21 protein-coding genes are annotated in these 23,974 nt (G+C 39.4%); 15 read left to right on the top strand and 6 right to left on the bottom strand.

Features of this window, described 5'->3' with window-relative positions:
- The first annotated feature begins 30 nt into the window (after positions 1–30).
- Positions 31–726, top strand: coding sequence for a VTT domain-containing protein (locus JYB62_RS09300; RefSeq protein WP_205645115.1), 696 nt, complete (start codon positions 31–33; stop codon positions 724–726).
- A 351-nt stretch (positions 727–1,077) separates the two neighbouring features.
- Here JYB62_RS09300 and porU2 read toward each other — a convergent pair whose 3' ends face one another.
- Together porU2 and JYB62_RS09310 are read right to left on the bottom strand one after the other, a co-directional pair.
- Positions 1,078–6,102, bottom strand: coding sequence for a putative type IX secretion system sortase PorU2 (porU2, locus tag JYB62_RS09305; protein WP_243431483.1), 5,025 nt, complete (start codon positions 6,100–6,102; stop codon positions 1,078–1,080).
- Positions 6,102–7,178, bottom strand: coding sequence for a putative type IX sorting system protein PorV2 (locus JYB62_RS09310; protein ID WP_205645117.1), 1,077 nt, complete (start codon positions 7,176–7,178; stop codon positions 6,102–6,104). Before JYB62_RS09310 ends, porU2 begins: the two co-directional genes overlap by 1 nt.
- Positions 7,179–7,584: 406 nt before the next feature.
- Here JYB62_RS09310 and JYB62_RS09315 point away from each other — a divergent pair, with 406 nt between their 5' ends.
- From JYB62_RS09315 to JYB62_RS09355, 9 genes are all read left to right on the top strand, one after another.
- Positions 7,585–7,914, top strand: coding sequence for a PadR family transcriptional regulator (locus tag JYB62_RS09315; RefSeq protein ID WP_074225056.1), 330 nt, complete (start codon positions 7,585–7,587; stop codon positions 7,912–7,914).
- Between the two features lie 85 nt (positions 7,915–7,999).
- Positions 8,000–9,955 (top strand): PspC domain-containing protein, encoded by a 1,956-nt coding sequence (locus JYB62_RS09320; protein WP_205645118.1) that lies wholly within the window; start codon positions 8,000–8,002, stop codon positions 9,953–9,955.
- A 96-nt stretch (positions 9,956–10,051) separates the two neighbouring features.
- Complete coding sequence (locus tag JYB62_RS09325; RefSeq protein ID WP_205645445.1) at positions 10,052–11,452, top strand: MBL fold metallo-hydrolase RNA specificity domain-containing protein; 1,401 nt, start codon at positions 10,052–10,054, stop codon at positions 11,450–11,452.
- 28 nt (positions 11,453–11,480) lie between these two features.
- A complete protein-coding gene (locus JYB62_RS09330; protein ID WP_243431484.1) occupies positions 11,481–11,939 on the top strand; it encodes a carboxypeptidase regulatory-like domain-containing protein in 459 nt (152 codons plus the stop codon).
- Positions 11,940–12,110: 171 nt separating this feature from the next.
- A complete protein-coding gene (locus JYB62_RS09335; protein WP_205645119.1) occupies positions 12,111–12,680 on the top strand; it encodes an RNA polymerase sigma factor in 570 nt (189 codons plus the stop codon).
- Positions 12,673–13,473, top strand: coding sequence for a hypothetical protein (locus JYB62_RS09340; RefSeq protein ID WP_205645120.1), 801 nt, complete (start codon positions 12,673–12,675; stop codon positions 13,471–13,473). Before JYB62_RS09335 ends, JYB62_RS09340 begins: the two co-directional genes overlap by 8 nt.
- Before the next feature lie 30 nt (positions 13,474–13,503).
- On the top strand, positions 13,504–14,544 hold the full coding sequence (locus tag JYB62_RS09345) for an outer membrane beta-barrel protein (RefSeq protein ID WP_205645121.1): 1,041 nt from the start codon (positions 13,504–13,506) through the stop codon (positions 14,542–14,544).
- Positions 14,545–14,584: 40 nt separating this feature from the next.
- Positions 14,585–15,388, top strand: coding sequence for a hypothetical protein (locus JYB62_RS09350; protein ID WP_205645122.1), 804 nt, complete (start codon positions 14,585–14,587; stop codon positions 15,386–15,388).
- An 11-nt stretch (positions 15,389–15,399) separates the two neighbouring features.
- Positions 15,400–16,326, top strand: coding sequence for a DUF4097 family beta strand repeat-containing protein (locus JYB62_RS09355; protein ID WP_205645123.1), 927 nt, complete (start codon positions 15,400–15,402; stop codon positions 16,324–16,326).
- 52 nt (positions 16,327–16,378) lie between these two features.
- On the opposite strand, the gene JYB62_RS09360 is transcribed toward JYB62_RS09355, so the two are convergent.
- Positions 16,379–16,867 (bottom strand): hypothetical protein, encoded by a 489-nt coding sequence (locus JYB62_RS09360; RefSeq protein WP_205645124.1) that lies wholly within the window; start codon positions 16,865–16,867, stop codon positions 16,379–16,381.
- Between the two features lie 13 nt (positions 16,868–16,880).
- Positions 16,881–17,975, bottom strand: a complete 1,095-nt coding sequence (locus JYB62_RS09365; protein WP_205645447.1) for a ferredoxin--NADP reductase — start codon at positions 17,973–17,975, stop codon at positions 16,881–16,883.
- A 219-nt stretch (positions 17,976–18,194) separates the two neighbouring features.
- Here JYB62_RS09365 and purB point away from each other — a divergent pair, with 219 nt between their 5' ends.
- The 5 genes from purB (at position 18,195) to JYB62_RS09390 (ending at position 21,944) form a co-directional block, all read left to right on the top strand.
- On the top strand, positions 18,195–19,538 hold the full coding sequence (gene purB / locus JYB62_RS09370) for an adenylosuccinate lyase (protein ID WP_205645125.1): 1,344 nt from the start codon (positions 18,195–18,197) through the stop codon (positions 19,536–19,538).
- 106 nt (positions 19,539–19,644) lie between these two features.
- A complete protein-coding gene (locus tag JYB62_RS09375) occupies positions 19,645–20,094 on the top strand; it encodes a GNAT family N-acetyltransferase (RefSeq protein WP_205645126.1) in 450 nt (149 codons plus the stop codon).
- A 101-nt stretch (positions 20,095–20,195) separates the two neighbouring features.
- Entirely contained in the window at positions 20,196–20,483 is a 288-nt protein-coding gene (locus tag JYB62_RS09380) for a DUF1801 domain-containing protein (protein WP_205645448.1), read from the top strand.
- A gap of 73 nt (positions 20,484–20,556) precedes the next feature.
- On the top strand, positions 20,557–21,219 hold the full coding sequence (locus JYB62_RS09385) for an NAD-dependent epimerase/dehydratase family protein (RefSeq protein ID WP_205645127.1): 663 nt from the start codon (positions 20,557–20,559) through the stop codon (positions 21,217–21,219).
- 80 nt (positions 21,220–21,299) lie between these two features.
- Positions 21,300–21,944, top strand: coding sequence for a carbonic anhydrase (locus tag JYB62_RS09390; protein WP_205645128.1), 645 nt, complete (start codon positions 21,300–21,302; stop codon positions 21,942–21,944).
- Between the two features lie 58 nt (positions 21,945–22,002).
- Here JYB62_RS09390 and ctlX read toward each other — a convergent pair whose 3' ends face one another.
- Both ctlX and JYB62_RS09400 read right to left on the bottom strand, forming a co-directional pair.
- Positions 22,003–22,938, bottom strand: coding sequence for a citrulline utilization hydrolase CtlX (gene ctlX / locus JYB62_RS09395; protein WP_205645449.1), 936 nt, complete (start codon positions 22,936–22,938; stop codon positions 22,003–22,005).
- Positions 22,938–23,804 (bottom strand): NHL repeat-containing protein, encoded by an 867-nt coding sequence (locus tag JYB62_RS09400; RefSeq protein WP_205645129.1) that lies wholly within the window; start codon positions 23,802–23,804, stop codon positions 22,938–22,940. The genes ctlX and JYB62_RS09400 overlap by 1 nt, the downstream gene beginning before the upstream one ends.
- Positions 23,805–23,974: the final 170 nt, after the last annotated feature.

Consider the following 23,974-nt stretch of genomic DNA (forward strand, 5'->3'; position numbering starts at 1 on the left):
AAGAAACTTCTTCCTGAAGGCCAATCAAAGATGACAAAAAAGGGCAGTATTTTCAAAACTATTTCCTCCTACTTGGGAGATCATCCCACAGGAATACTTGCTTGGCTATGGGTTACTTCTATGCCCCTTATAGGCAGTGCTGTTTTTGCAGTGAATTATGATTTTCTTGAACAATACAATCTCATCACTGGAATTGATTACTTGATCTATTCCTTGATTGGGGCACTGATCATGGGCTTAGCTTTACTACCAACCACATTGATCGCCCTGGCTTCCGGATTTTATTTTGGCTGGGTATCATTACCTTTTTTGATTTTGGGATACTCCCTCGCTTCTGTAATAGGTTATGGTATTGGGAAATTCATCAATATGGAACTCACAGAACAAGTCTTTAAGAAAAACCCAAAGTTTCATGCGGAAGTAGAAGCCCGGAAAGCAAAAGAAGGTTCCTTGGTATTTTTTGTGCGTATCAGCCCTGTAGTACCCTTTTCTATTTCCAATTTCCTCTTCGCCTCCATGAATGTGAGCCTAGCAAAAGTATTGATATTCGGAATTCCTGGTATGCTTACCCGAACAGTGATCGCTTTTACTGCCGGAGTATTGGCCAGCTCCTATTTGGCAGCAAAACAATCCATGAACTCACCTCTACAATGGGGAATCGGCTTAGTATTGTTGATCATTGGAGGAATGGGAATTTATGGGTATGTGAGAAAGAGGAAGAAGTGAACAGTGTTCAGTAGGCAGTTTTTCAGAATACCTAATTGAATTATTGTTCCTTTAGACTTCAATGGGATCAAAGATTTTAGCCATGAGGAAGCTTGCAGCGGAGTCCATGGTAAAAAAAGATCATAAACCTTTTCCTCCAACCCTAACACTTAATAGGAAAAATCAAGTAATTGTAGAAGGCCGAAGACGAATTGTTTTGCTGTGTAAATAGCGCTCGGAATAATCAATGAGAAGTGTTCAATGAACAGACGCAGTTTTCAATAGTCCGTATGTCGATTCTAAATCTAGTTTTCAATTGAAATGAAATCAGCTTCCCTTTGGAGAAACCTACCACTATAGGCGTCAACTTTATCAACGTAATAAATACATCTTCCCATAACCTTTCTTAAAGGCTTTATCTCCAGCAGTGGGACGATGCTCCATGAACTGTCCATTTTTTCGAACCAATACCCGATAAATATATACACCATTGGCCAATTGGTCTCCAAACTCATCTTTTCCGTCCCAGGCATACTCAGTCAAGTTATTCCCGATACGAATCGGTCCCAATTCATTTTGTAAGATTTCCCTTACCACTTTCCCCGTGACAGTCATAATCTGAATTTTAATCTCATCTGGAACTTCAGACCCAGTCACAGTAAATACAAACCTGACGCTGGTGCTGAAAGGATTAGGATAAGGGTAAAAATTGGTAATCTGAGACTCATTGACCACTTCAAAAGTAATTTCGTAGGGTTGAGGAGAATCCTCATTCTGGATTTTCAAGGTATAGATTCCATCCTCCAAAGGACCCGGCAAGAAGGAGACTTTAAACCTGGAATCCTCTGAAGCTGGAGTCCAAGTTAAGTTGGGGTTTGAAAAGTTCACCCTCGCAAATTCACAACCTTCACAGTTCTGTTTCAAGAAAATATCCATTCCCACGGTATCTTTCTTATAAAGCAAGGTCTGGTCATTCACCAACTGAGCGGTCACCATCACAGTAGGAGAAACAATATCACCATCCATGATATAAATCCCATCGAAGTTCACATCTAATAAGGAACTGGTTTCATCCGCCTCTACCAAAACATAGGTTCCAAAGTCTATTTGGTTGTTTCTAAAAGTCTGTTCCTGTTGAATTCTAGGATTGGCAAATACCTCCAATTCATTTTCTCCTGCTTTTCCAATGGAATTAAACTCAATACTAAATTCAATGGATTCCCCAGCTTTTAATGCAGGGAACTTCTTAGTTAAACTCTCCACCTTTTTAGAACTCAGATTGGTCCATTTCCAATCCACCTGAATCGAGTCCATGAAGTTGTATTTTGATACATTTTTGAAAATCAAGTCCACCGTTGCTTGTTCACCTTCTTTCAAAGACAGCTGATCTCTGGAATTTTTCACAAACAAGGCGCCTTCGGGAACTCCCGAATAATTCACTTGCCACCTATCTAATTGAGCCGGAGCAGTGGATTCAGGATCATCCATAGCATACCGTAATCTCAAATAAGGATAGGTAGTGGAGTTGATAAAGCTAAGATCCAATTCCTGATCCAATACTTGAGCCACGATCACCTCTTCTTGTCCATCTGCCTTTACCCCAATGATATCAAAATAGGTATTTTCCTCTTCATTGATCCAATTTCTGGCTTTGACATGTTGGAAAAACCGCTCCCAATTGCTGGCGGGCCCCACTCTTGGAGTCAGAATCACCCCAGAAGTAATGTACCCTTCTAGTTCCGTATCAAAAGAAAGGGTTTGTTGGTTAGGTGGGAACTCCTGATTGGTATCTCCAACAATTTCTATTGCCTCACCTGGTGCCATTCCTTTTTGACCATACAGGATATAAGGATCTCCTGTACTGAGATTTCTGAGCGTAGCTTCATTGGCTCCAAATTTCTTTAACAAAGCATAGGCTTCATCTGGCCAAGCATCAAAGGTGACATTACCTACAGAGAAAATGACTACATAATCTCCATCTTTCACCCCATTCACATATTGCTCCAAAAACGTCTGACCTGGAGTCGTAATCCAGGAATTCTGAACGCTCTGGATCACCTGAGGCACTCGACCACAAGCTCTAGGATCTAAAATATCGAAGCCTGGAACCGGAATAGATAAATAAGGAGTCAACGTTTTTTGGTCAAAGGCAACCATCCCCAGCGAACCATTGGGACAAAGTCGGCTATTGGCATTATTGACATTGTCAATGATTTGAGGAACCTGATCCAAGTAGAATTGGGTGTTTTTGTAGCTCAAGGTATCTACCCCTGCTCCAACGGTGAATACCTCAAAGCCGAGTTTTTTATCCAAATATTTCCATTCTGTTCTTTGGGTATTCAGCTCCAGATTTGTCAATTGATTTTCCTCCAATTGGTCATTGGTGCGCTGGGTCCAGCCTTTTGCTCCATTTGGAATCAAAGTAAAGCTGGAAGTTGTCCAGGAATCCGTTTCTCCTAGTTGAGGTTCTTGAAATTTCGTTCTCCAATAATAGGTTGCAGAATCTATATTCGACAACAAAGCAACTGGCCATTCCACCAATCCAGAAGTAGTAATCCTGATTTCCTTTCGATAGGCTGAATTGAAATTCGCTGCCGAATCCAATTGAAGAATGATGGTTCTATCCTTTTTAGGATTTCCAGGAATCTGAGCTATTAAATTCACATTGGATTCAGAAACTATTCCGTAGTCTAGGGGGAACAGATTCAAAGTACCACTCAAAGGAATAAACTCAGTGATGGAAACAGAATTATTGGCAAAAGTCATTTCAGGGATAGATTTCGCAGGGTTTACCTCCAAAGTAAAGGTGTTATCTCCTGCAGCATTCAGTCCAATGTTCGGTACCGAAAATTCCAAGGTATCTTTTCTGGAGATATAGGAAATTTCTTCAGGGTCAAAGGCTATTTCCGTTCCATCTGGTAATTTTCGCTTAATTCTAAAGGCAACAGAATCAGTATTCACAATGCCAATATTTCGAATTACAAAGGTCAATTTGATACTATCCGATAAGGCATTTAGTGGCGACTCATCAAAGCTTTCAAAGAATACTTCTGTTTCATCTAAAGAATAATCTGCTTTGTCTGCAGGAAACATTCGAGTCCCCGGATCTCCAAGCAAAACCATTTGTTCCATATGGGAATAACTTAGAGGCACTAATCCAAAATTCTCCACAAAATCCACTTCTGCCAGTCTCTTGACTTCTCCTACTGTCTTGTAGATACTCGAACTATCCGCAAAAGCCCTAGAATAAAAGGCATTTGAATATCGATTGAGGATGACATCCACTCCCACAGAGGTATTGGCCATAATATTAGAAGCCCCTTTTTCTGGAGTAATGATCCAATCCTCCCCTTGAGTATAAGTAGTACCAAAGGCACTTCCATAATCACAACCATTGAAAAGCATCACTGGGTATTTCCCCTTATTCTGATAATTTAAGGTTGGATCGGAGGCAAACCCTATTTCAATGTCTATTACCGTTGGCGCCCCATGGCCAAAAAATGTCACCAAAGATCGGCCTTCATTGAGATCACCAGTAATGTCAATCAGTTCAATTGTGGAATTGGACCGCTTTCTATAGGTACTCACATTTCCACCTAAATACAATCCTTCTGCAATGGTTTTATAACCATTGAGGTAATTGAAATACCTGTTTAATTCAAACTCGGATACCCCGCCACTCAAATGAATCAATTCCTTTTGCCAAGGTGCAGTCACACCCAACGCATCTTTTTCAATGGCCTTATCCAAGTAATCCGCTAAATGCTGTGAGTTTTTCGCGGGGATCCTTCCTACAGCCATTGCCGGTGTATCCGGGCTGCCAGGATCTAAACCTACCACATAATTATTATCAGAGATCGGATATCCTCCAGGAGGAATGAGATTTTGAAACGTAAAAGCACTTGGGTTATTTCTGTAAAAATAAGTGACTCCTCCCTGTCTAGCTGTAGAATACATGGTCAAGGATCTTCCTGCCAACAATAAGTGACTTGGTTTGTGTACAGGATAATAGGTATTTAAAAATTCAAATAGAGCTGTAGGCGATTCCTCTCCATATGCAAATTGATTATACAAATCCTCTATGAAGACAGTCATGGTTTTAAAACCTCCTCCTAATGGAGAAGCCCGATGTGCCGCATAGGCCTGTAAAGGATTCTCATATTGATTGGCAGACTTTTCCAAAATATGATGCCCCACCAGAATATAATCTGCTTCCTGGGCCAGATAATTCTTGAACTGTACCGGTTCTAGTTTAGAGACCCGAAGAATAGTCTCTTCATTTTGAATCCAAATTTTGCTGCTATCGGAAGATACGGAAGCTCTGAAACTGAGTTGATTCTCTGAGTTAGATAGTATTACTTTCTGAGGCATTCGATAGTTGGAAATTTCAATAGCCTCGTAACTGCTATTTAATTGAGAAATTGAGATCTGCTGATTTCCAGGAGGTACAAGGAATAGTTTAGAAGAAAAATCTCCTTGCACCACTCTTTCCTGAAAAGTTACTTTGGTGTAAGCCACAGAAACATTATCTGCTGCCTCTGTACCTGTTGATTGGACACTAATTACGATACTTCCATCGGCGTTAAAGTCGCCCATAGTCAGAGGTAATGTCAATTGAGGGTATTCATACCCATAGAAATTCTGGGTTTGAACCAAACGCTGGGAAGCAGCAGTAGGTCCCACGGAAATTCTTGTACTATGATTGTGCAAGGAGCGTCCCACTAATCCAATTTCAAGTGTTCCTGGGCCAGAATTACTCGGATTACCTAAATCGGTCAACGTAAAATTACGGGTATTACCTTTCGTAATAATCGAACTCATCCATCCTTGACCCTGATCATAAATGGATAACCTAAAATCAAAAGCATACCCGACCCCTAATGAATATTGCTCTCCATAGGCCATTAATTTTTCAGTACCAAAGCTGTTCAACTGAGCCATGTTGTTTTCAGGAGCAGGACGTTCAGCCATTCGCAGTCCAAATTCACCTGGAGTGATAGTTAAGAAAAATGCGGTACTATCTGAATGCGTATTATAATAGGGGTTTGGGAGCCGGTCAAACTTAGTATACAGCAAAGAATCTAAAGTCCCATCATTTCTCAATCCATAAAAGTCCAAGTAATCTCCTGAATCAAAGCTTCCATCCTCTTGTCCGACCAAAGAGACGGCCACTTCTTTTCCCCGATGATAAAGCCGGATTGTTCTTGGATCAATCGCATTCACATTTACTCCATTAGCAGCTAAGACTTCAGAAGTGATTCTATAAATGCCATCTTTTGCTGTCAGGATTTTATAATAGGTCTGATTGTATGCATACCAATTGGATTGCTGCGCTTGGATAAGGTAACTGAAGAACAGAAAGCCAAGGAATAAGAAGCACGTTTTCAAATTTTTCATCAATCCCATCCTTTAAATTTCCTGAATTCCGAGTCCAATTTTTCCAAACTTACTTTCACGCTAAAAACATGAGAATAGGGTGTTTCGGAAACATTCCCAATATCTGAAAGGGCATAGTCAATTTGGAACTTCTCACTCAAAACCACTCCTACTCCCATACTTGGTTGCATATTCAAGGATTCTTTACCTTCAAAATCTTTGATGTATTGAAAATTTCCAATACCTGCTCTCAGATAGGCTATTCGTTGAAATCCTGCTTCAACTCCTAGTTTGGGATCAATGCTAAATACCGAATTATGAATCAGGGTATTTCTATTTCCATCAAAGGTCATATCCAAATCCGCTACGGTCAACAAGCTAAAATTGGTGCCCAAGTTCCAATCATAGGCAATGCTTCCGATGGCTCTTGGAAGCGTGAGTTCTACGGAGTTTATAGGTATTTCATTATCAGTCTGAGAATAGATGTCTCGAACCAACTCCGCATCATGAGACCAAGCATTGAAGGTGGTAGTAATATCCCTTACCATTAAACCTAAAGTCAATTTCTTATGGGTGTAGATTCCTCCCACATCTAAACCAAAGCCCCAAGCCTGGGCAAACTTCCCAACATTCCTATGAACGACTTTGGCATTTGCTCCTACTTTAAACTTATCCGAAAGATCCCGAGCATAACTCAGCAGCATGGCATAATCTGCTGCATTAAAAAACTGGATGTTGTTATAATTTAGTGCCCCATTCGCATCATACAAAAATCTTGTATCTGGAATGTCGTCCACACCAAATCTGATCAGTGAAATAGCTACTTGACTTTCATTTTTAATAGGTGTAGAGAAACCCAAGTAATCATATTGGGCCACGCCGGCAAAATATTCGGAGTGCATTAATGTAAATTCATATTTGTGCTGAATACCCATCAGGGCTGCAGGGTTCCAGTAGGCAGATGTAACATCTCGGGAGGCTGCCACCTGGGCTCCACCCATTCCCAAGGCCCTTGCTCCCACACCAATACTTAAAAATTCATTGGAATATTTAGGTGCAATGGATTGCGAAAAACCAACCCTGATACTGAAAAGCATCAGTGAAGGCAAGAAAATTAGAACACCTATTAAAAGTCTAGTGATTTTCACAAAACCAAAATAAAGTAAATATCTAAGTCGTTAATAGTACTTGGCTTTTTTCTTTTAAAGAATCGCCACACTGTACGCCATCGTACATATTTCTGTTCACTATGTTGCAGTTTTTTCGGCAGAAATAAAATGTTACACTTTTGCTCCTATTTTTTTTTAAAGAATTTAAAAATCAAAAAAGTGCAAATAAAGGCTCTATGGTAGGATTATTCCGGATTTGGCATACCAAATCAGCTTTCTATAGCAAGGAATTAGGTTATACAAGGTAGCTTAGAAAAGATTGGTATCATTTTTCTATCAAATGAGGAAACGGAAATCAAATTTTCCAAAAGCAAGGAAAAAAAATCACCTTACTATGAATGTCGCCAACACACAGATTCAAATGCGCAAAGGGCTCTTAGAGTTTTGCGTTTTGCACATTATCTCCCGGGGTGAAGTATATACTTCAGACTTGATCGATGAACTTACTCAAGTTCAGATGATCGTCGTAGAAGGCACACTTTATCCCCTACTCAACAGACTTAAGTCTGCTTCATTAGTTCAATACCGCTGGGTTGAATCTGAATCGGGACCTCCTCGAAAATATTATTCCATTACCGAGGAAGGTAAAGAATTTCTAGGTACGCTTTCAGAAACCTGGACATCGTTAGTCAATTCCACGCAAGAAATCACCTCTAAGAATTGAACCTATGAAATTGAGAAGCACATTCCAGAATCTGGCAAAGTTCCTTACAGGCGGACATGTGGCAACCCTCTAAATTGAACAACACATGAAAAAGACAATAAGCATTAACATCAGTGGAATACTCTTCCACATTGAAGAAGACGGATACGATACGCTTCGGAAATACCTCGATGCGATCAATAAGCATTTCTCTTCCTATAAAGACAATCATGAGATCATCTCCGATATCGAAAATCGGATCGCTGAGATTTTCTTGTCTAACCTCAAAAACAACAAGCAGGTAATCACCGCAGAAAATGTGGATAAGCTCATTGAAAAAATGGGAACCATAGCTGATTTTGCTACCGTGGAGGAAGAAAAATTGGAAGAGGAATATGAACAGCAAGCCAATCCCAAAGAAGAAGACTACTACAAATATGTCACCCCTCAACAAGGAGAAAAAGGAGGATATAAAAAATTAGTTCGGCTTGAAAACAAGAAGATTATTGGAGGTGTCTGTGCAGGAATCGCCCAGTATTTTGCCATAGATCCTCTATGGACCCGGTTGATTGCGATCTTGATTTTGTTCAGTGGCAACGTCCGATTAAACCCAGGTCTATTCGACATCATGCCATTTGACAACTTTAGGTTCAACTTCAGTTTTGGCTTTATTGCTGTGGTGGCTTATATCGTACTTTGGGTCATTTTACCTGTTTCATATGAAGTAAAAGAGGATAAAAACATCAAAAAACTTTATCGAAATCCTGATGATAAAGTCCTAGGTGGAGTCGCTTCAGGTTTAGCAGCATACTTTGGTATAGAAGTAATTTGGACCAGACTTGCTTTCGTATTATTGATTTTGGCGGGAGGATCCGGATTCTTGATTTACTTGGTACTTTGGATAATCACCCCTGTGGCCAGTTCAATTACCGAACGAATCCAGATGAAAGGTGGTGAAATTACATTGGATAATATAGATACTACGGTAAAGGAAAGCCAAAACCCTATCCCTCCTATTCCTGAATCAAATACCAGAAAGATTTTACTAACTCCATTTAGAATTATTGGCCAGGTGATTGAAGCGATCGGAAAAGCTCTTGGACCGGTGGGTAGAGCAGTTTTAACGGTAATTCGGGTACTATTTGGACTCTTCGTATTCTTCTTGGGTATTTTGATTACTATCGCACCATTGATCGCATTGGGAGTTTATTTTGGAATCTTCACCAATGACGATTATGTAATGATAATGGATAATTTCCCAATTGAATTGTTCTCTAATCTTGTTCCAGTTTGGTTGGTAGTAGCAGCTTCTTTCTTATTGATTATTCCTGGCATTATCCTATTGCTTTTAGGTTTAAGTGTGCTAGCTAAGAAAAGTATCATTGGAGGAAGATTCGGATTGGTTGCTTTAGGTCTTTGGTTATTGTGTATTGGAATTTGTGGGTTCCAGATTCCTAGAATTGTAGCATTGTTCAAATCTGAAAACTGGTTTAAGAGTGAAGAAGTGGTTCCAGTTACCGAGGGCACGATGATTTTAAACCTAAACCCTATCAGTGAAGAAGCTACATTCAACCGGGTAAGCTTAAGGCTGGAAGGGACTTCAGACTCTCTGGTAACCTTAACAAAAGATGCCTTCTCTAGAGGAAAATCTAAAGCTGAGGCCATGGAAAATGCAGAGCAAATTGTGTACACCTACACAGTAAGAGATTCTGTAGTAACGTTTGACGAAGGTTTTGATGTAAATTCAATTGGGAATTTTAGAGACCAAAAAATCAATTTGGTGCTGAATGTTCCTTATGAAAAACCATTTATCATGGAGCGATCACTTCTTGAAATCATCCGTAACACCATCTATAGAAATGGTTATAGATCCTCGCAGGTAAATCAGCGAAATGTCTGGGTATTTAATGAAGCTGGACTAGTCTGCGTTACTTGTAGTGACGAAAACGAGGAGGATGAAGATGACGCGGGAGAAGTGTTTATGGATTCGCTTTCCAGAGCTCAGTTGGATAGTATCAGCAAGGCAAAATACTTACAAAAAGCAGATAGCGTTTCTCAATAAGTGCAACGGGTTTCAAAAACTCGGTTTTAAAATATGAGAGGTATCCAATTGGATGCCTCTTTTTTTGTAACTTCTATTTTCAAAAACCCAATAACAATGGATGTTACAGTAAAATTTTTGGGAGGGGCTGGGGCAGTCACCGGATCCAAATACCTAATTGACCTAGGAGAATTTGAATTTTTGGTGGATTGCGGACTATACCAAGGAAATCGAGAGCTTCGAGACCGAAACTGGGATAAATTCCCTATGCCTCCTATGGAGATGGAAGCCATTGTACTTACTCATGCACATCTAGACCATATTGGCTATTTACCCAAGTTAGTCAAGCAGGGTTTTTCTGGTCCAATCTATTGCACGGAAGCAACCGCTGAGTTAGCCAAAATCTTATTATTGGATTCCGGTAAGCTACAAGAGGAGGAAGCGGAATATGCAAGAAAAAAGGGCTATTCAAAACATGATAATCCACAACCTCTTTACACGCAAGAGGATGCGGAAGCAGTTTTCCCAAAATTAGTACCTCAAGAATTTGAGCGTCCTTTTTCTATACACCCTGATGTAACGGTCACCTATTACCATGCAGGACATATTTTAGGAGCATCAATTGTAAAAATAGTAGTTAAAGGAAAAGAACAGGAAAAGAAATTGGTGTTCTCCGGAGACTTGGGTAGATACCATGATCCGATTTTATATCCACCATCACGGATACCGAAAGCCGACATTTTGTGGATTGAATCTACGTATGGAGATCGGGTCAGCCCTCCTGTCAAGCCTGAAGACGAATTAGGTAGAGCAATTAGGGATACTTTTGATCGAGGAGGACTGGTGATTATTCCGGCTTTTGCTGTGGGAAGAACCCAAATGGTGATGTACTACTTATTCCAGCTTATGGAAAAAGGAAAAATCCCTAAAGCCCCTATTTTTCTGGATTCTCCGATGGCCATCAATGCGACTAAACTCTATCTCGACTTCAAAAATGATCATCAATTGTCTGCCGTTTTAGAAGAGGATGGAAATCATCCATTTGATCACTCTCAACTTCATTATTTCCAGAAACAAGAGCAATCCAGATCACTCAATGAGTACCGTGGGAATGCTATTATTATTTCCGCCAGTGGAATGGCCACTGGAGGAAGAGTACTTCACCATCTCTTTCATCATTTACCTGAAGAAAAGAATGGGGTGATATTTGTAGGATACCAAGCGGAAGGCACCCGAGGAAGAAGATTATTGGATGGAGAGCCGGAAATACGGATTTATGGTAGAGAAGTACCGGTAAAAGCCAAAATCTATCAAATTGATGGTCTCTCAGCACATGCAGACCAAAATGAATTGATGGATTGGGCAGAAGGTTTTATCGAAAAACCCAAAATCGCTTTCATCATTCATGGTGAAGAAAAAAGTGCCAGTACCTTGGGTCAGAAACTCCATGACGAATTGGGATGGCAAACCATCCTTCCTCAGTATTTGGAATCGTTTCTGCTGTTTGAAAATATTTGAAAACTAAATTTGAAGACCTATTATTAAAATGAAAAAGTTAGTAAAAACACTCTCCTTCTTTCTTCCCATACTGCTGCTTTTCCAGTGTAAACCATACCAGCCAGAAGGTCAAGGGATCATAGGAACTATCACCTGGATTGAAGGGAATCAAATGCCTATGATCCAGGATGGAGAGAATCCCGAAAAAGGGGTAAAAAAGGTAGAGAGAACCCTCCATATTTTCCCATTGACTAATATTTCTGATGTAAAAGTAGAAGAAGGTTTAATCACTTCCATTCCTTCGACCAAGATCAAAGAAGTAAAAACTGATGGGACAGGGAAATATGCGGTGGACCTAAGTCCAGGAAGATACACTGTCCTGACTGTAGAAGAAAATGGTTTATTCGCCAGCATCTTCGATGGAGAAGGAAATATTCAACCAGTTACTGTGAAGGAAAATGAATGGACCTTATTGGATATCCTCATTAATTACAAAGCATTTTACTAAAAGACTGTATTTATCCCTAACTTAAATATGAAATATTAAAACTTATAATTATTTGTAAATCAATATTTTACGAGTAAAATTATAAAGAAATCAAAAAAAATTTATTTTTTTCACCCACTGAAGCAACCATTCTTTTAAGCTTTGCATCTACTTAATTGAAAGCCACTAGTAATGTTCAGCAGAACCGATTTTTCTACCGAGACAAGAGTAATACAAGGGTGCCTAAAAGGTGATCGGTCCGCCCAGCGGCACCTGTATGATTCGTATTCGGGAAAATTTCTGGCCATCTGCATCCGGTATTTAAAAGACCGGGAACATGCGGAAGATGTGATGATTGAAGGATTCATGAAAATTTTTGATAAGCTACCCCAATTTCAGAACAAGGGAAGTTTCGAAGGTTGGATGAAACGAATCATAGTCACTCAGGCTCTCATGACATTGAGGAGTAACAGACACCTAATGATGGAAGTGAACATGGAAAATGAAGCGGAATTTCAGGATCAAAATTATGAACTCAATCATTTGGAGACTGAAGAACTCATGGAAATGGTTCAAAGTTTACCCGTAGGATATAGAACTGTATTTAACCTGTATGCAATAGAAGGTTATTCCCACAAGGAAATATCTGAATTACTTGGAATCAGCGAAAGCACCTCCAAGTCGCAGCTTAACAGAGCCCGAAATGTCTTAAAAGAAAAAATTGCCTGTCTAATACCAAACGAAAGGAGAAACAATGGCTAATTTATCACAAAAGTTGGACAAGATTTTCAAGGAAAAACTGGACCAACACGAAGTCAAACCCAGTGCATTAGCTTGGGAGAGATTAGAAAAAGAGCTTCCTAAAGAACCTAAATCCAATCGAGGATTCTGGTGGGCGGCGGCTGCTTCCGTGGTGATCTTATTATCAGCCGGGTATTTCTTTTATCCTTCTGAAACTAATGACAATTCCGATGATTTCCTGGCTACAAACCAAGAAGTAATCTCTCCTGATAAATCAGACATGCGCAATACAGAAACTCCATTTTCTGAAGAGTTACCTACAGAAATCGAATTTGAGCAAGAGGAGTCATCTGCTCCTGCAGTAATCAAGGAAGAGTCAAAAACAGAAATTACAAAAAACAAACCATCAAATACTCAGCCGGCAATTACGGAGACAACTACTCAAAATCTGATTGCGATGACCGAAACGCGAGAAGAGGAAATAGCTGTTCCTGAAGTAATTGCACCTGACGAGAAGCCAGTATTGAAGCCAATGGTAGAACCAGAAATGGAGCTCCCTGATTTGGATATCAAGAAGGCAGTAGCAGAGGAAAAGACAATGACCGAAGAAGCCCCTGCATACAGCGTTAAAATTTTCTCCTCAGGGTTGAAGGAAGAACCCAAAGACAAAAACCTGATTGCTGAAATTGGCAAAACAGTGAATGAAGTCGGCGGATTATTGGGTAAAGTAGACCAGGGATTTGCAGACTTGCAAGATGCCAAAAACAACCTATTCACCAATCTTACTTCTAAAAAAGAACGAGCTGACAAATAAAAAATCGCCACAAGAAATCGAAATCTAATCATGAAAAAATATCTTTTATTATTCTGCCTGATGGCACTGGTTCAAATTGGTATCGCCAGTACCATGCCATCAAATGACACCTACAAGACTGTGATGAGCGACAGTGTAGTCATAGAATTTGGAAAGTCAGGAAAAGTAGTCATCCTCGTGGATAGCAAAGAGGACTTTGAAAAGCTTAAACTGATGAATATCAACCAGATCATTCGAGAATTGGATCTGGAAGAAAATGAAGATTCTGGAGAATTGACCATCGTTGAAATCAAAAAGAAAGATGGTACAACCAAAGAAGTAGTAAAAGTGAGGGAGGACTGGGAAGAAACCGAAGTCTATATAGGTGGAATGCGAATCCTAGTGGATGAGTCAGGAGCGAATACCAAAGTACGTGTTGAATCCGGAATGAAGAAAAACAATGACCCTCCATTTCGCACCTACTTTAATGTAGACTTAGGAGTCAATAACTACCTAAATGGAGATGGAAAATTCCCTACCTCTGACAATCCATATTCAGTAAAAGGCTGGGGAAGCTGGAATATCGGAATCAATTGGATGGCAGCCCAAAGAATTTCAAAAGGTTTTTATTGGGACTTTGGACTGGGTTTTAACTTCTACAATTTCAAATTTGAAAATCGGGATTTTCAAGCTGTAAGAGGGGATGATATGATTGACTTCGTACAACGAACCGATGTAGACGGCTTTAAAAGCAAAATCTCTGCTTCCTACATCATGGCAATGACCATGCTTGAGCTGGATTTTGGGAAAATGAACGATAATGGAAGAAAAGGATTGAGAATCGCTGCTGGACCTTATGCAGGCTATCGTTTAGGAGGACAATCCAAATATGTCTACAGAGAACTGGGAGGTTCTGGCCGTAAAAAGGACAAACAAAACACCGGACTATACTTGAATAACTTCAGGTACGGAATCAGAGGAGAACTAGGTGTTGGTCGAGTTAAATTCTTCACCAATTACGACTTAAATACTCTTTTCCAAGATGAAAAAGGCCCTGAGTTGAACCCCATCACTTTCGGCATAGTATTCTAATCAACAGGGCTTCGGCCCTATTTTCTAACCACTTTTGAAAATGAAAAACCAACTACTACTATTATTACTATTCGTTTTTTCGATAAGTACTTCTTTTGCACAAAACAAACCGGATACGGTAATTTATACCAAAGACAAAGTCATTAACGTCTTTGGCAGCTCCTGGAGATATTATAAAAATGAGGACAACAAGTGGATTTTGGAGGTCGAAGAGGATGATGAAATTAAAATCAAAGAAAGGTATCAATCCAGAAACCGAAACTTTAGAGCTGATTTTAATACTGAATTAGGTATCAATTTGGTGAATCCTTCCGGAGAGATGCCGGATGTGAAGCCTTGGGGATCCTGGTATTATGCCATCAATTTTGAAGGAACCTATAAACCATCCAGAAACTTCCACCTTCTTTCAAGCATTGGCGTCAGCTGGTACAACTTCAAGCTTGAGGATAGAAGTCTGATCGCCCTGAAAAACCCAGATGGCATTACTTGGGAGGAATTCGAAGGAGGCATCGGGACCAAATCAAAAATTTCCGCCTCCTATGCAAACTTCACATTGGTACCCACCATTTTAACCAATAACCATAAGCTAAGACTTGGATTAGGGGGATATGCAGGTTTGAGAATTGGAGGAAGAGGGAAGTTTGTATACAATGACGAAAATGGAGATAAACAAAAGCAGTTTGAAAAATCAAATATGTATGTTGAAAACTTTCGCTATGGAGCCAGAGGGGAAGTAGGAGTTGGAGATATCACACTCTTTTTTAACTACGATTTAAACAATCTATTTCAGGAAAATCTAGGCCCTGAGGTAAATGCCATGAGCTTTGGAATTACAATAAGATAATCAATTAAACTATGAAAAATCTCTTCAAAATAAGTCCCATACTGGTAGCCTTACTTTTGTTTGCTACAGTCGGTTTTGCACAAAAAGTCCTTGTTGATGCCAATAAGTCCTACTCTAATATCAGCAAGATAGAGGTAAGTGGTGGTTGGCTTGATGTCTCTTACGATGGAGGCTCTGGTGCTGATGTGAAAGTAGAAGCCTACCTGGAGTCAAATGACGAAGACCAGGACATCATTTTTGTGACCGTAGGTAACGTATTAAAAATCTCCTACGAGCGTAGCAATAATAGCTCTTGGGGGAATAATAGAAACAAAGGATTCATTAAAATCAATGGTCCAATGGCCATGGCCTTGGATATTAAAAACAGCTCAGGAACCATTTCTGTAGATGGTATAACCAATGATGAAACCATTCTAAGAGTTAGCTCTGGAAAAATTTCTGCCTCTAATATCAATGGTGATTTGAGTGTGAAGGCCAGTTCAGGGTCTTTGTATATTGATGAAGTTGATGGAGATGTGGAAGCAAGTGTAACTTCAGGAAATGCAGACATCACACATGTCACAGGAAATGTAGATTATGGTTCTACCAGCGGTTCCTTAGAAGCTGATACGATTGGCGGAGAATTAAGTGCCTCCTTGACTTCAGGAAATGCCAAACTAAGCAACATTGGATATTTAGGAGAGTTGAAATTTACATCCGGAAATATCAGAGCTACCAACGCAGGTCTGAATGGCAACACCCGGTTTAATGGAACATCAGGTTCCTTTAGAATTCAGACTCCATCTGACTTAAAATCTCTCAACTTCTCATTAAGAGCTTCCTCTGGAAATCTTAAAGTAGGAGGAATCAATACAGGTAGAAATCTAGAAATAGACAATGGTTCTTCTGATTGGGTCAAAGGCTCTATTTCTTCCGGAAATATCATTATAGAAAACTAAACCAACTTCTTTCAACTAAAACGCCAATCTAGTTTAGATTGGCGTTTTTTTATTACTCAGGTCTTGAGGCTTGATGAATCAAATCCCGATCCTCTTTTTTCAATTTCATTAATCTACCCATTCGATCCGGAGTAGGCTTTGCTAAAGAAAAGAAAACCAAGGTTCCAGCAAAAAGAATTATAAAGTAAGGGTTACCATAGAATAGTAAACCTAAGGTAGCCACCAGCGAGCTGATGAATAATATATAAAATCGCTCTTTCGTGGCCTTGGAATATACCTTCACTTTATCTACTAAATCTCCCTTTTTGAAAGATTCTTTCAGCTTCCTATGAAACAATAAGTATTGAACCAGGAGCAAGGCTGTACCAGTTCCAGACAAAATCCCGTTAAGGAAGCCTGGAAGCTCAGGGAGGCCCCAGTCCAGATTCCCAGAATTATAGTACAGGTAAATCATTCCAAATAGCGGTAAAGCAATCAACATGAGGATCAACACTAACTGCTCCAGACTTTTATAGATTTTCCGGATTTCTTCGATTTCCATAAATTGATTGGAATTACTCAATACGGACTTTTACGTCATCTGTCATAGGTCTTCCTACGCAGCAAAGAACGTAACCAGCATCAATCTCATTTTGGCTTAGCCCCGAATCCTCATCCATTTTCACTTCACCACTGATCAATTTACCTCGACAAGCGGTGCAAAGACCGCTTTGGCAACTGAAAGGCATATTTAAATTTTGATCCAAGCCTGCTTCCAAAATGGTTTTATCTGGAGTGACTGTCACCAAATGCTCCTCTCCTTCCAACAGGACTGTTACATCTCTTGTCAGTCCGCCTGCAGATGCTGCCGCCTCATGTGCTGCTTCAGCTGCTGCAGAGAAAAAGCTTTCCTTGTGGATTTTTTCGCTAGCTACTTGTTGGGACGACAGTACCCCCAAGGTAGTCTCCAAAATCCCTTCTGGTCCACATATAAAGTATTCCGTTTGAAATTCTGATTCAGATTCGGCAGTACTTACCAATCCTTTTAAGGTTTCACTAGACAATCTACCTTTCAGTCCAGTCCAAGCTTCAGTAGGTTGGCTTAGGTTATGAATGACTTTCAGATGATCTGCATATTTATGCTCCAATTCATCCAATTCCTTCTTAAAAATGATGTGCTCTTCATGCCGACTGCAATACAATAAAGTCACTTTGGAGTTGGGCTCATTGACCAAAACAGATTTCATAATTCCCATTATAGGGGTAATTCCACTTCCACCAGCTACCAAAAAGAAATGCTTTTGATTTTTGGAATGAAAGTCCGTGGTAAAATTACCCAAGGGTTTGATGACATTGATCGTTTTTCCAGGATGGATTTTCTCATTCAAAAAATTTGAAAACAGCCCTCCAGGCACCCTCTTAACAGAAATACCAGGGAATGGATCCATATAAGGGGAGGTACAAAGACTATATGACCTACGTTGTTCTTTTCCCTCAAACTCCATTACCAAAGTCAAAAACTGACCTGGCTTGTACTCCAAATAAGGTTCAGGTTGTTCAAAATAAATACTAACGGTATCAGCTGTTTCTTTTACTACCTCCCTCACTTTCAAAGGCAGGAAAGTTTGTTTCTTCGCTACCTCTTTCTTTTTCTTAAATAAATTGAACATCCTTGTATTAAACTTTTTAGGTATTTTTTTTATGACTGCAAAATTAACTTCTCCTCCCAAATAATTGCTTTGAATAAGGATAAATTCCATTGGTTAACCTGATTTCTTGACCTGAGGTTCGGAAAAACCCAACAAAACTTCTGAAATCGAAGGATGAAGGTCAATGATTTGGAGGCAAAAAGCTAAATTGCAGGCTCCAAAAACAAACGGAATAGTCCAATGGAATTAAATGCGTTGACAGCGGTAACATCTGTAGATGGCCGTTATGCCGGCAAAACCGCCCCTTTAAGAGCTTATTTTTCAGAATTTGCACTTATCAAAAACCGAGTTCATGTAGAGGTAGAATATTTCATAGCGCTCTGCGAATTGCCTTTGCCACAACTCAAAGACTTCGACCATGCATTGTTTTCAGACTTGAGATTGATTGTGGATCATTTCTCCATAGAAGATGCTGAAAAAATCAAAGCCACTGAACGAATCACTAATCATGATGTAAAAGCAGTGGAATATTTCCTCAAAGAGAAATTTGATGAGTTGGGTTTGGAAGCTCAAAAGGAATTCATCCATTTTGGATTGACTTCCCAGGATATCAATAATACTTCTACCCCATTGATGCTTAAAACCGGGATGACAGAAGTCATCTACCCTCAATTGGAAGCGGTTTTGCTCAAATTGGAGGAAAAAGCTGAGAAATGGAAGTCCATTCCTATGCTGGCTAAGACACATGGCCAACCAGCCTCTCCTACCCGATTGGGAAAAGAGATCAATGTGTTTGTAGTGAGAATAGAAAAACAATTAGAGTTACTGAACCAAATACCTTACACGGCTAAGTTTGGTGGTGCCACCGGAAATATGAATGCGCACCAAGTAGCATATCCGGAAGTGGCTTGGAATGAGTTTGCCGTTCACTTTGTCAAAAACCATCTTGGATTGGTTCGTAGTTTCCCTACTACTCAGATTGAACATTACGATAACTTAGCTGCCCATTTTGATGGTTTGAAGAGAATCAACACCATTTTGCTTGACTTGGCAAAAGATATCTGGCAGTACGTCGCGATGAATTACTTTAAGCAAAAAATCAAAGCAGGGGAAATCGGTTCTTCAGCAATGCCACATAAAGTAAACCCGATTGATTTTGAAAACGCAGAAGGAAACTTAGGAATTGCAAATGCACTTTTGGAACACTTGGCTGCCAAACTTCCAATTAGTAGACTTCAGCGGGATTTAACAGATAGTACTGTTTTGAGAGTCATAGGTGTACCTTTAGCACATATGGTTATTGCTTTAGAATCCTTAGCCAAAGGCCTGGATAAATTGGAATTGAACGAAGCAGCAATTCATGCCGACTTGGAAGATAACTGGGCAGTAGTGGCAGAAGCCATTCAGACCGTTTTGAGAAGAGAAGCTTTCCCTAAACCTTATGAAGCTTTGAAAGACTTGACAAGAACGAATACCAAAATCACCGAAAGTTCCATTAGGGAGTTCATTTCAAATCTTCCAATTTCAGATGAATTAAAGGCTGAATTGAATCAGATTACTCCATTTAATTATACTGGAATTTAAACAGAACTTGATATAGGAAATCCTAAAAACCGAGCCAGAAATGTCTCGGTTTTTTTATGGTTTTTCTTCCAATTCCTTAAATTAAATCATTCAACTCCTGCCTCATATGATCCACGTTCATCGGACTGACTCCTCTAACCCTAACTTCCAAGATTTAGTCCGGAAATTAGATGCCTACTTAGCCCGAATCGATGGAGAGGAAAATGCATTTTACGCACAATACAATAAAATAGACTTGCTTAAACATGCGGTCGTACTTTCAGAAAGTAAAATTCCCGTAGCCTGCGGGGCTATCAAAGAATGGGATGCAGACTCCATAGAGGTAAAGAGAATGTATACTGATGTTTCCGCGAGAGGAAAAGGATATGCAAAAAGAATCTTGTCGGAATTAGAAAAATGGGCAAAGGAGATGGGATATAAATCCTGTGTATTGGAAACAGGAAAGCGTCAACCCGATGCAATTGCACTTTATGAATCTTCTGGATACCAACTCATCCCAAATTATGGTCAATATCAAGGAGTTGAAAACAGCGTCTGTTTTAGAAAAATGCTATAAGAAGAGTTTGGAGTAAATTCATCCGGTTTCAAATAAAAAGAAGAGCAATGCATGAACTCCTAGAACAATTTGAATCAATCAGAGCCTAACAAAAGTTGTTTTTGACCTTGCGAAGCTTCATTCTAAGTTTGGATAAGGTTGTGACAGAAACTGTGAAATACGGAATACCCTATTTCTGCTATTTATGGAAAAATAAACAGAGGAAGCATCCCCATTTGCTCTTTATTGAAGGAAATTTCCTACGTCAACTAAAATTTGAAAAAGACACTCGATCAAGAATGAAGGCCTTCATGGTGGATCCCATAGAAGATTTACCCTTGGGAACAATTTATCTGTTATTGATAGATGCATTAGACTTATATAAGTCTGGAGAAACAAAAATCAATTAGACTTCATTTCTTTTTACCTAATTTAGATAAGCAGAAAATCAAGCCATTATTTTTTTGTAGTAAAAGAAAAGCCATGTACAACGTCATAATCACTGGTTCCACAGGAATGATCGGAAAAGGGGCCCTACTCGAATGTTTAAAAAGTGAAGAAATTCAAGAGGTGCTATTGATAAACAGGAGTCCAATTGAGATATCCTCCCCAAAAATCAAAGAATTACTGCTGCAGGACTTTACTCAAATCCACGATTATTCGGAACAGTTAATAGACTATGATGCCTGCTTTCACTGCATGGGTGTATCCGCGGTAGGCATGTCAGAAGATAAATACCACCAATTGACTTTTGGGGTTTCCAAATTTTTAGCTGACACCCTTTATGAGTTAAACCCTGATCTTGTTTTTTGCTATGTTTCTGGTAAAGGTACTGACTCTACAGAAGAAGGACGTAGCATGTGGGCAAGAGTCAAAGGAAAAACTGAAAATTATATTTTATCCTTGGGGTTTAAAAAAGCCTTTATGTTCAGGCCTGGTTTTGTTTTACCCGAAGATGGCATCAAATCAAAGACTAAACTCTACAATACCATCTATGTTTTATTGACTCCTTTTTACTCCTGGATAAAGAATTCCAAAAACGTAACCACCACCAGAAAGATTGGTAAGGCCATGATCAATACACTAACCAAACAATTTTCCAAATCCCTATTAGAAAACAAGGACATCAACAAACTTGCTGAATAAATACGCATATCAGATCAAGTAAATTATATTTATAGAACTATCTTAAAACGTAGTGATACTTTTATTAAAAACCATTACTCATGAATCTTTACAAACAAATTTTTGAGAATAACCAGAAATGGGTTGAATCTAAACTTGCATTAGACGAAAATTATTTTCAAAACTTATCTAAAGGACAAAGTCCAGAAATATTATATATAGGTTGTAGTGATAGTAGGGTCACAGCAGAAGAAATGACTGGCATTGAACCAGGGCAAATGTTTGTACATAGAAACGTGGCGAATTTGGTTCCTAATAATGATGGAAACTCTGCTTCAGTAATAGAGTATGCTATTTCCCATTTAAAAGTTAGGCATATCGCTGTTTGTGGCCATTATTTTTGCGGAGGGGTAAAAGCGGCCATGCAGGCCCAAGATTTGGGGATCTTGAACCCATGGCTAAGAAATATTCGAGATGTGTATAGAACTCATAGAGAGGAATTAAATAACATTGAAGACGAGGATGCCCGATACAAAAGACTGGTAGAACTTAATGTACAAGAACAATGTATCAATGTGGTGAAAATGGCTTCTTGGCAAAAAAGATTCATAACAGAGGGGCTGCCACATGTGCATGGATGGGTTTTCGACATTCAAACGGGCAAATTGATCGATCTAAATATTGACATCTCCACAATAGTAAAAGGTATTCAGGAAATCTATGATTTAGGTACTACTGAAATTTAAGACTAGGAAACAATTTTAATTTGATTTTCCATCCAAGGTTTGTGTAAACATTGAGCTTTTAAGCCTTGGGCAAAAAAATCTCTGCCATCATACAGCGAGCACTTCCTCCCCCTAATTTTTCAATGGTAGGAATAGAAGGACTGATGATGGTAGTGTATTTTTCAATCATCTGAATTTGCCCCACATTCAAGGAATCAAAAGCAGTCTGTGACATCACAGTAAATTTCTCTCCTCCTTCATTGGTCACTTCCAGCATATTTCCGGCAAAATTAAACTTCTGTTTAGCTGTAATAGGGATCACTTTTTTTCCTGCTTTGGTCAAGGCTTTTTGAACGCCCTGCTTTTCAGATGCTTTTGGAATACTATCCAAACATACCACTGCTAGATCCTTGCCCACATGCATCATCACATTCGTATGATAAATAGGACTTTTAACCCCATCAATTTCTTGAACTGAGTTAAAACCTATTAGGTCATACCCCAAAATATCCGCTACATAATTGAGTGGAACGGGATGGGTCCGTTCAGAGTAGCAAGCAAAAATGGTTTTACTATCATGATCCAGGACCATGCTTCCCGTCCCTTCCAAAAATTGATCATCCTCTTCAAAAAAACTCAAATCCAATATCTCTGAAATTTGATATCCCTTTTGAATCAGCATTTCCACCAAGTCCTTTCTCCTTTCCAAACGCCTATTTGGGGAAAACATGGGATATAGAATCAGTTTTCCATCAGGATGTGTACTAAACCAATTGTTGGGAAATACTGCATCTGTTTTAATTGGCTGCTCTGTATCTTCCAATACCTCGACATTCACCCCTTGATCTCTCAGCTGTTCCACAAACCTATCAAATTCTTGTTTTGCCAACTCCCGGATTTCACCTTTTTCACGCTGGTCTTTCTGTTGATAAAAATTGGTATCAGCAGTCTCCTCATTAAAACCAAAATTGGCCGGTCGGACCATCAAGATATTAGGTGATGTTTGCATAGAAATCAATTTTTGGGATACCTGTAGAGTACGGGTTGAATACCAAACCGAACTTCAGAAAGAGTAAAGAAGCTATTCCCTTCAGGAGAAAAACCAATGGCTTCCCCTTGGGGTTCCGGAACATAAGGAACAATGACTGGGGCTCGCGATAGTGCTTCCACTACCGACTCTCCTTTCTTTCTCTTCCAATAGAATACCTCAAGGTAGTTCTTTATTATGATTTGACTCCCATCTTGAGAAATATCCCCTGCTACTGAGCTGGTTATAGGAAGCTTCATCAGTTCTTCCAACTCAGTACTTCCTGATTGAAATTTCTCTGCGGGAAGCCTGAATAGGGTATTTTCTTTATCTCTTTTGGATAGAATAAAAATATCTCCTGAAATTGGGTCTACCATCAATGTTTCTGCATCCATCGCTCCATTGGGATAGGTTAAGTCTATTCGCTCTGGGGTTATTTTTACAGAGCCCTTCGAACGTATCGGTTCAGCAAACCTGTAAATTCTAATGGACTCATACTGAGCTACATTATCCCCTATTTCTGCCACATAGACGTTACTTTCTCCATATTTCCCTGGTCCTACGGCGATATCTTCCCAATCTCGATTAGTAGCTCCCAATAGTTCCACATCCCCTAATACATTCCCCAAGGAATCAAGCATATAGACTTTTGGCTCACCTCCACTATCATTGTGTACATAAATAATTCCAGGTCGGCTTTTACCAAAAGCCAACCCACTAACCTCATTCAAAATTTGGGAGTCTATGGTTTTGACAGGAATTCCTGCCGAAAAAACAGAATCTATAGAAGCATCTTGAGCAAACACCTGTAAACCAGATGCAAGCCCCAGAAAAGTAAGAAGAACGGATTTCATATTGTTTACATAGAAGAACCCAAAAATAAGGAAAATCAACTCCCAAACTAGGTATTGATACGGCTCAAGTAGGAGGTTAACGAATAGATAATACTTGTCATTATTTCCGTTACCCAGATTAAAAAGAGAAATATTAGGACAATAAAAAAAGGCTGTCCCATCATTATTTT

It is taken from the genome of Algoriphagus lutimaris (assembly GCF_017051705.1).
Taxonomy (GTDB): Bacteria; Bacteroidota; Bacteroidia; order Cytophagales; family Cyclobacteriaceae; genus Algoriphagus; species Algoriphagus lutimaris.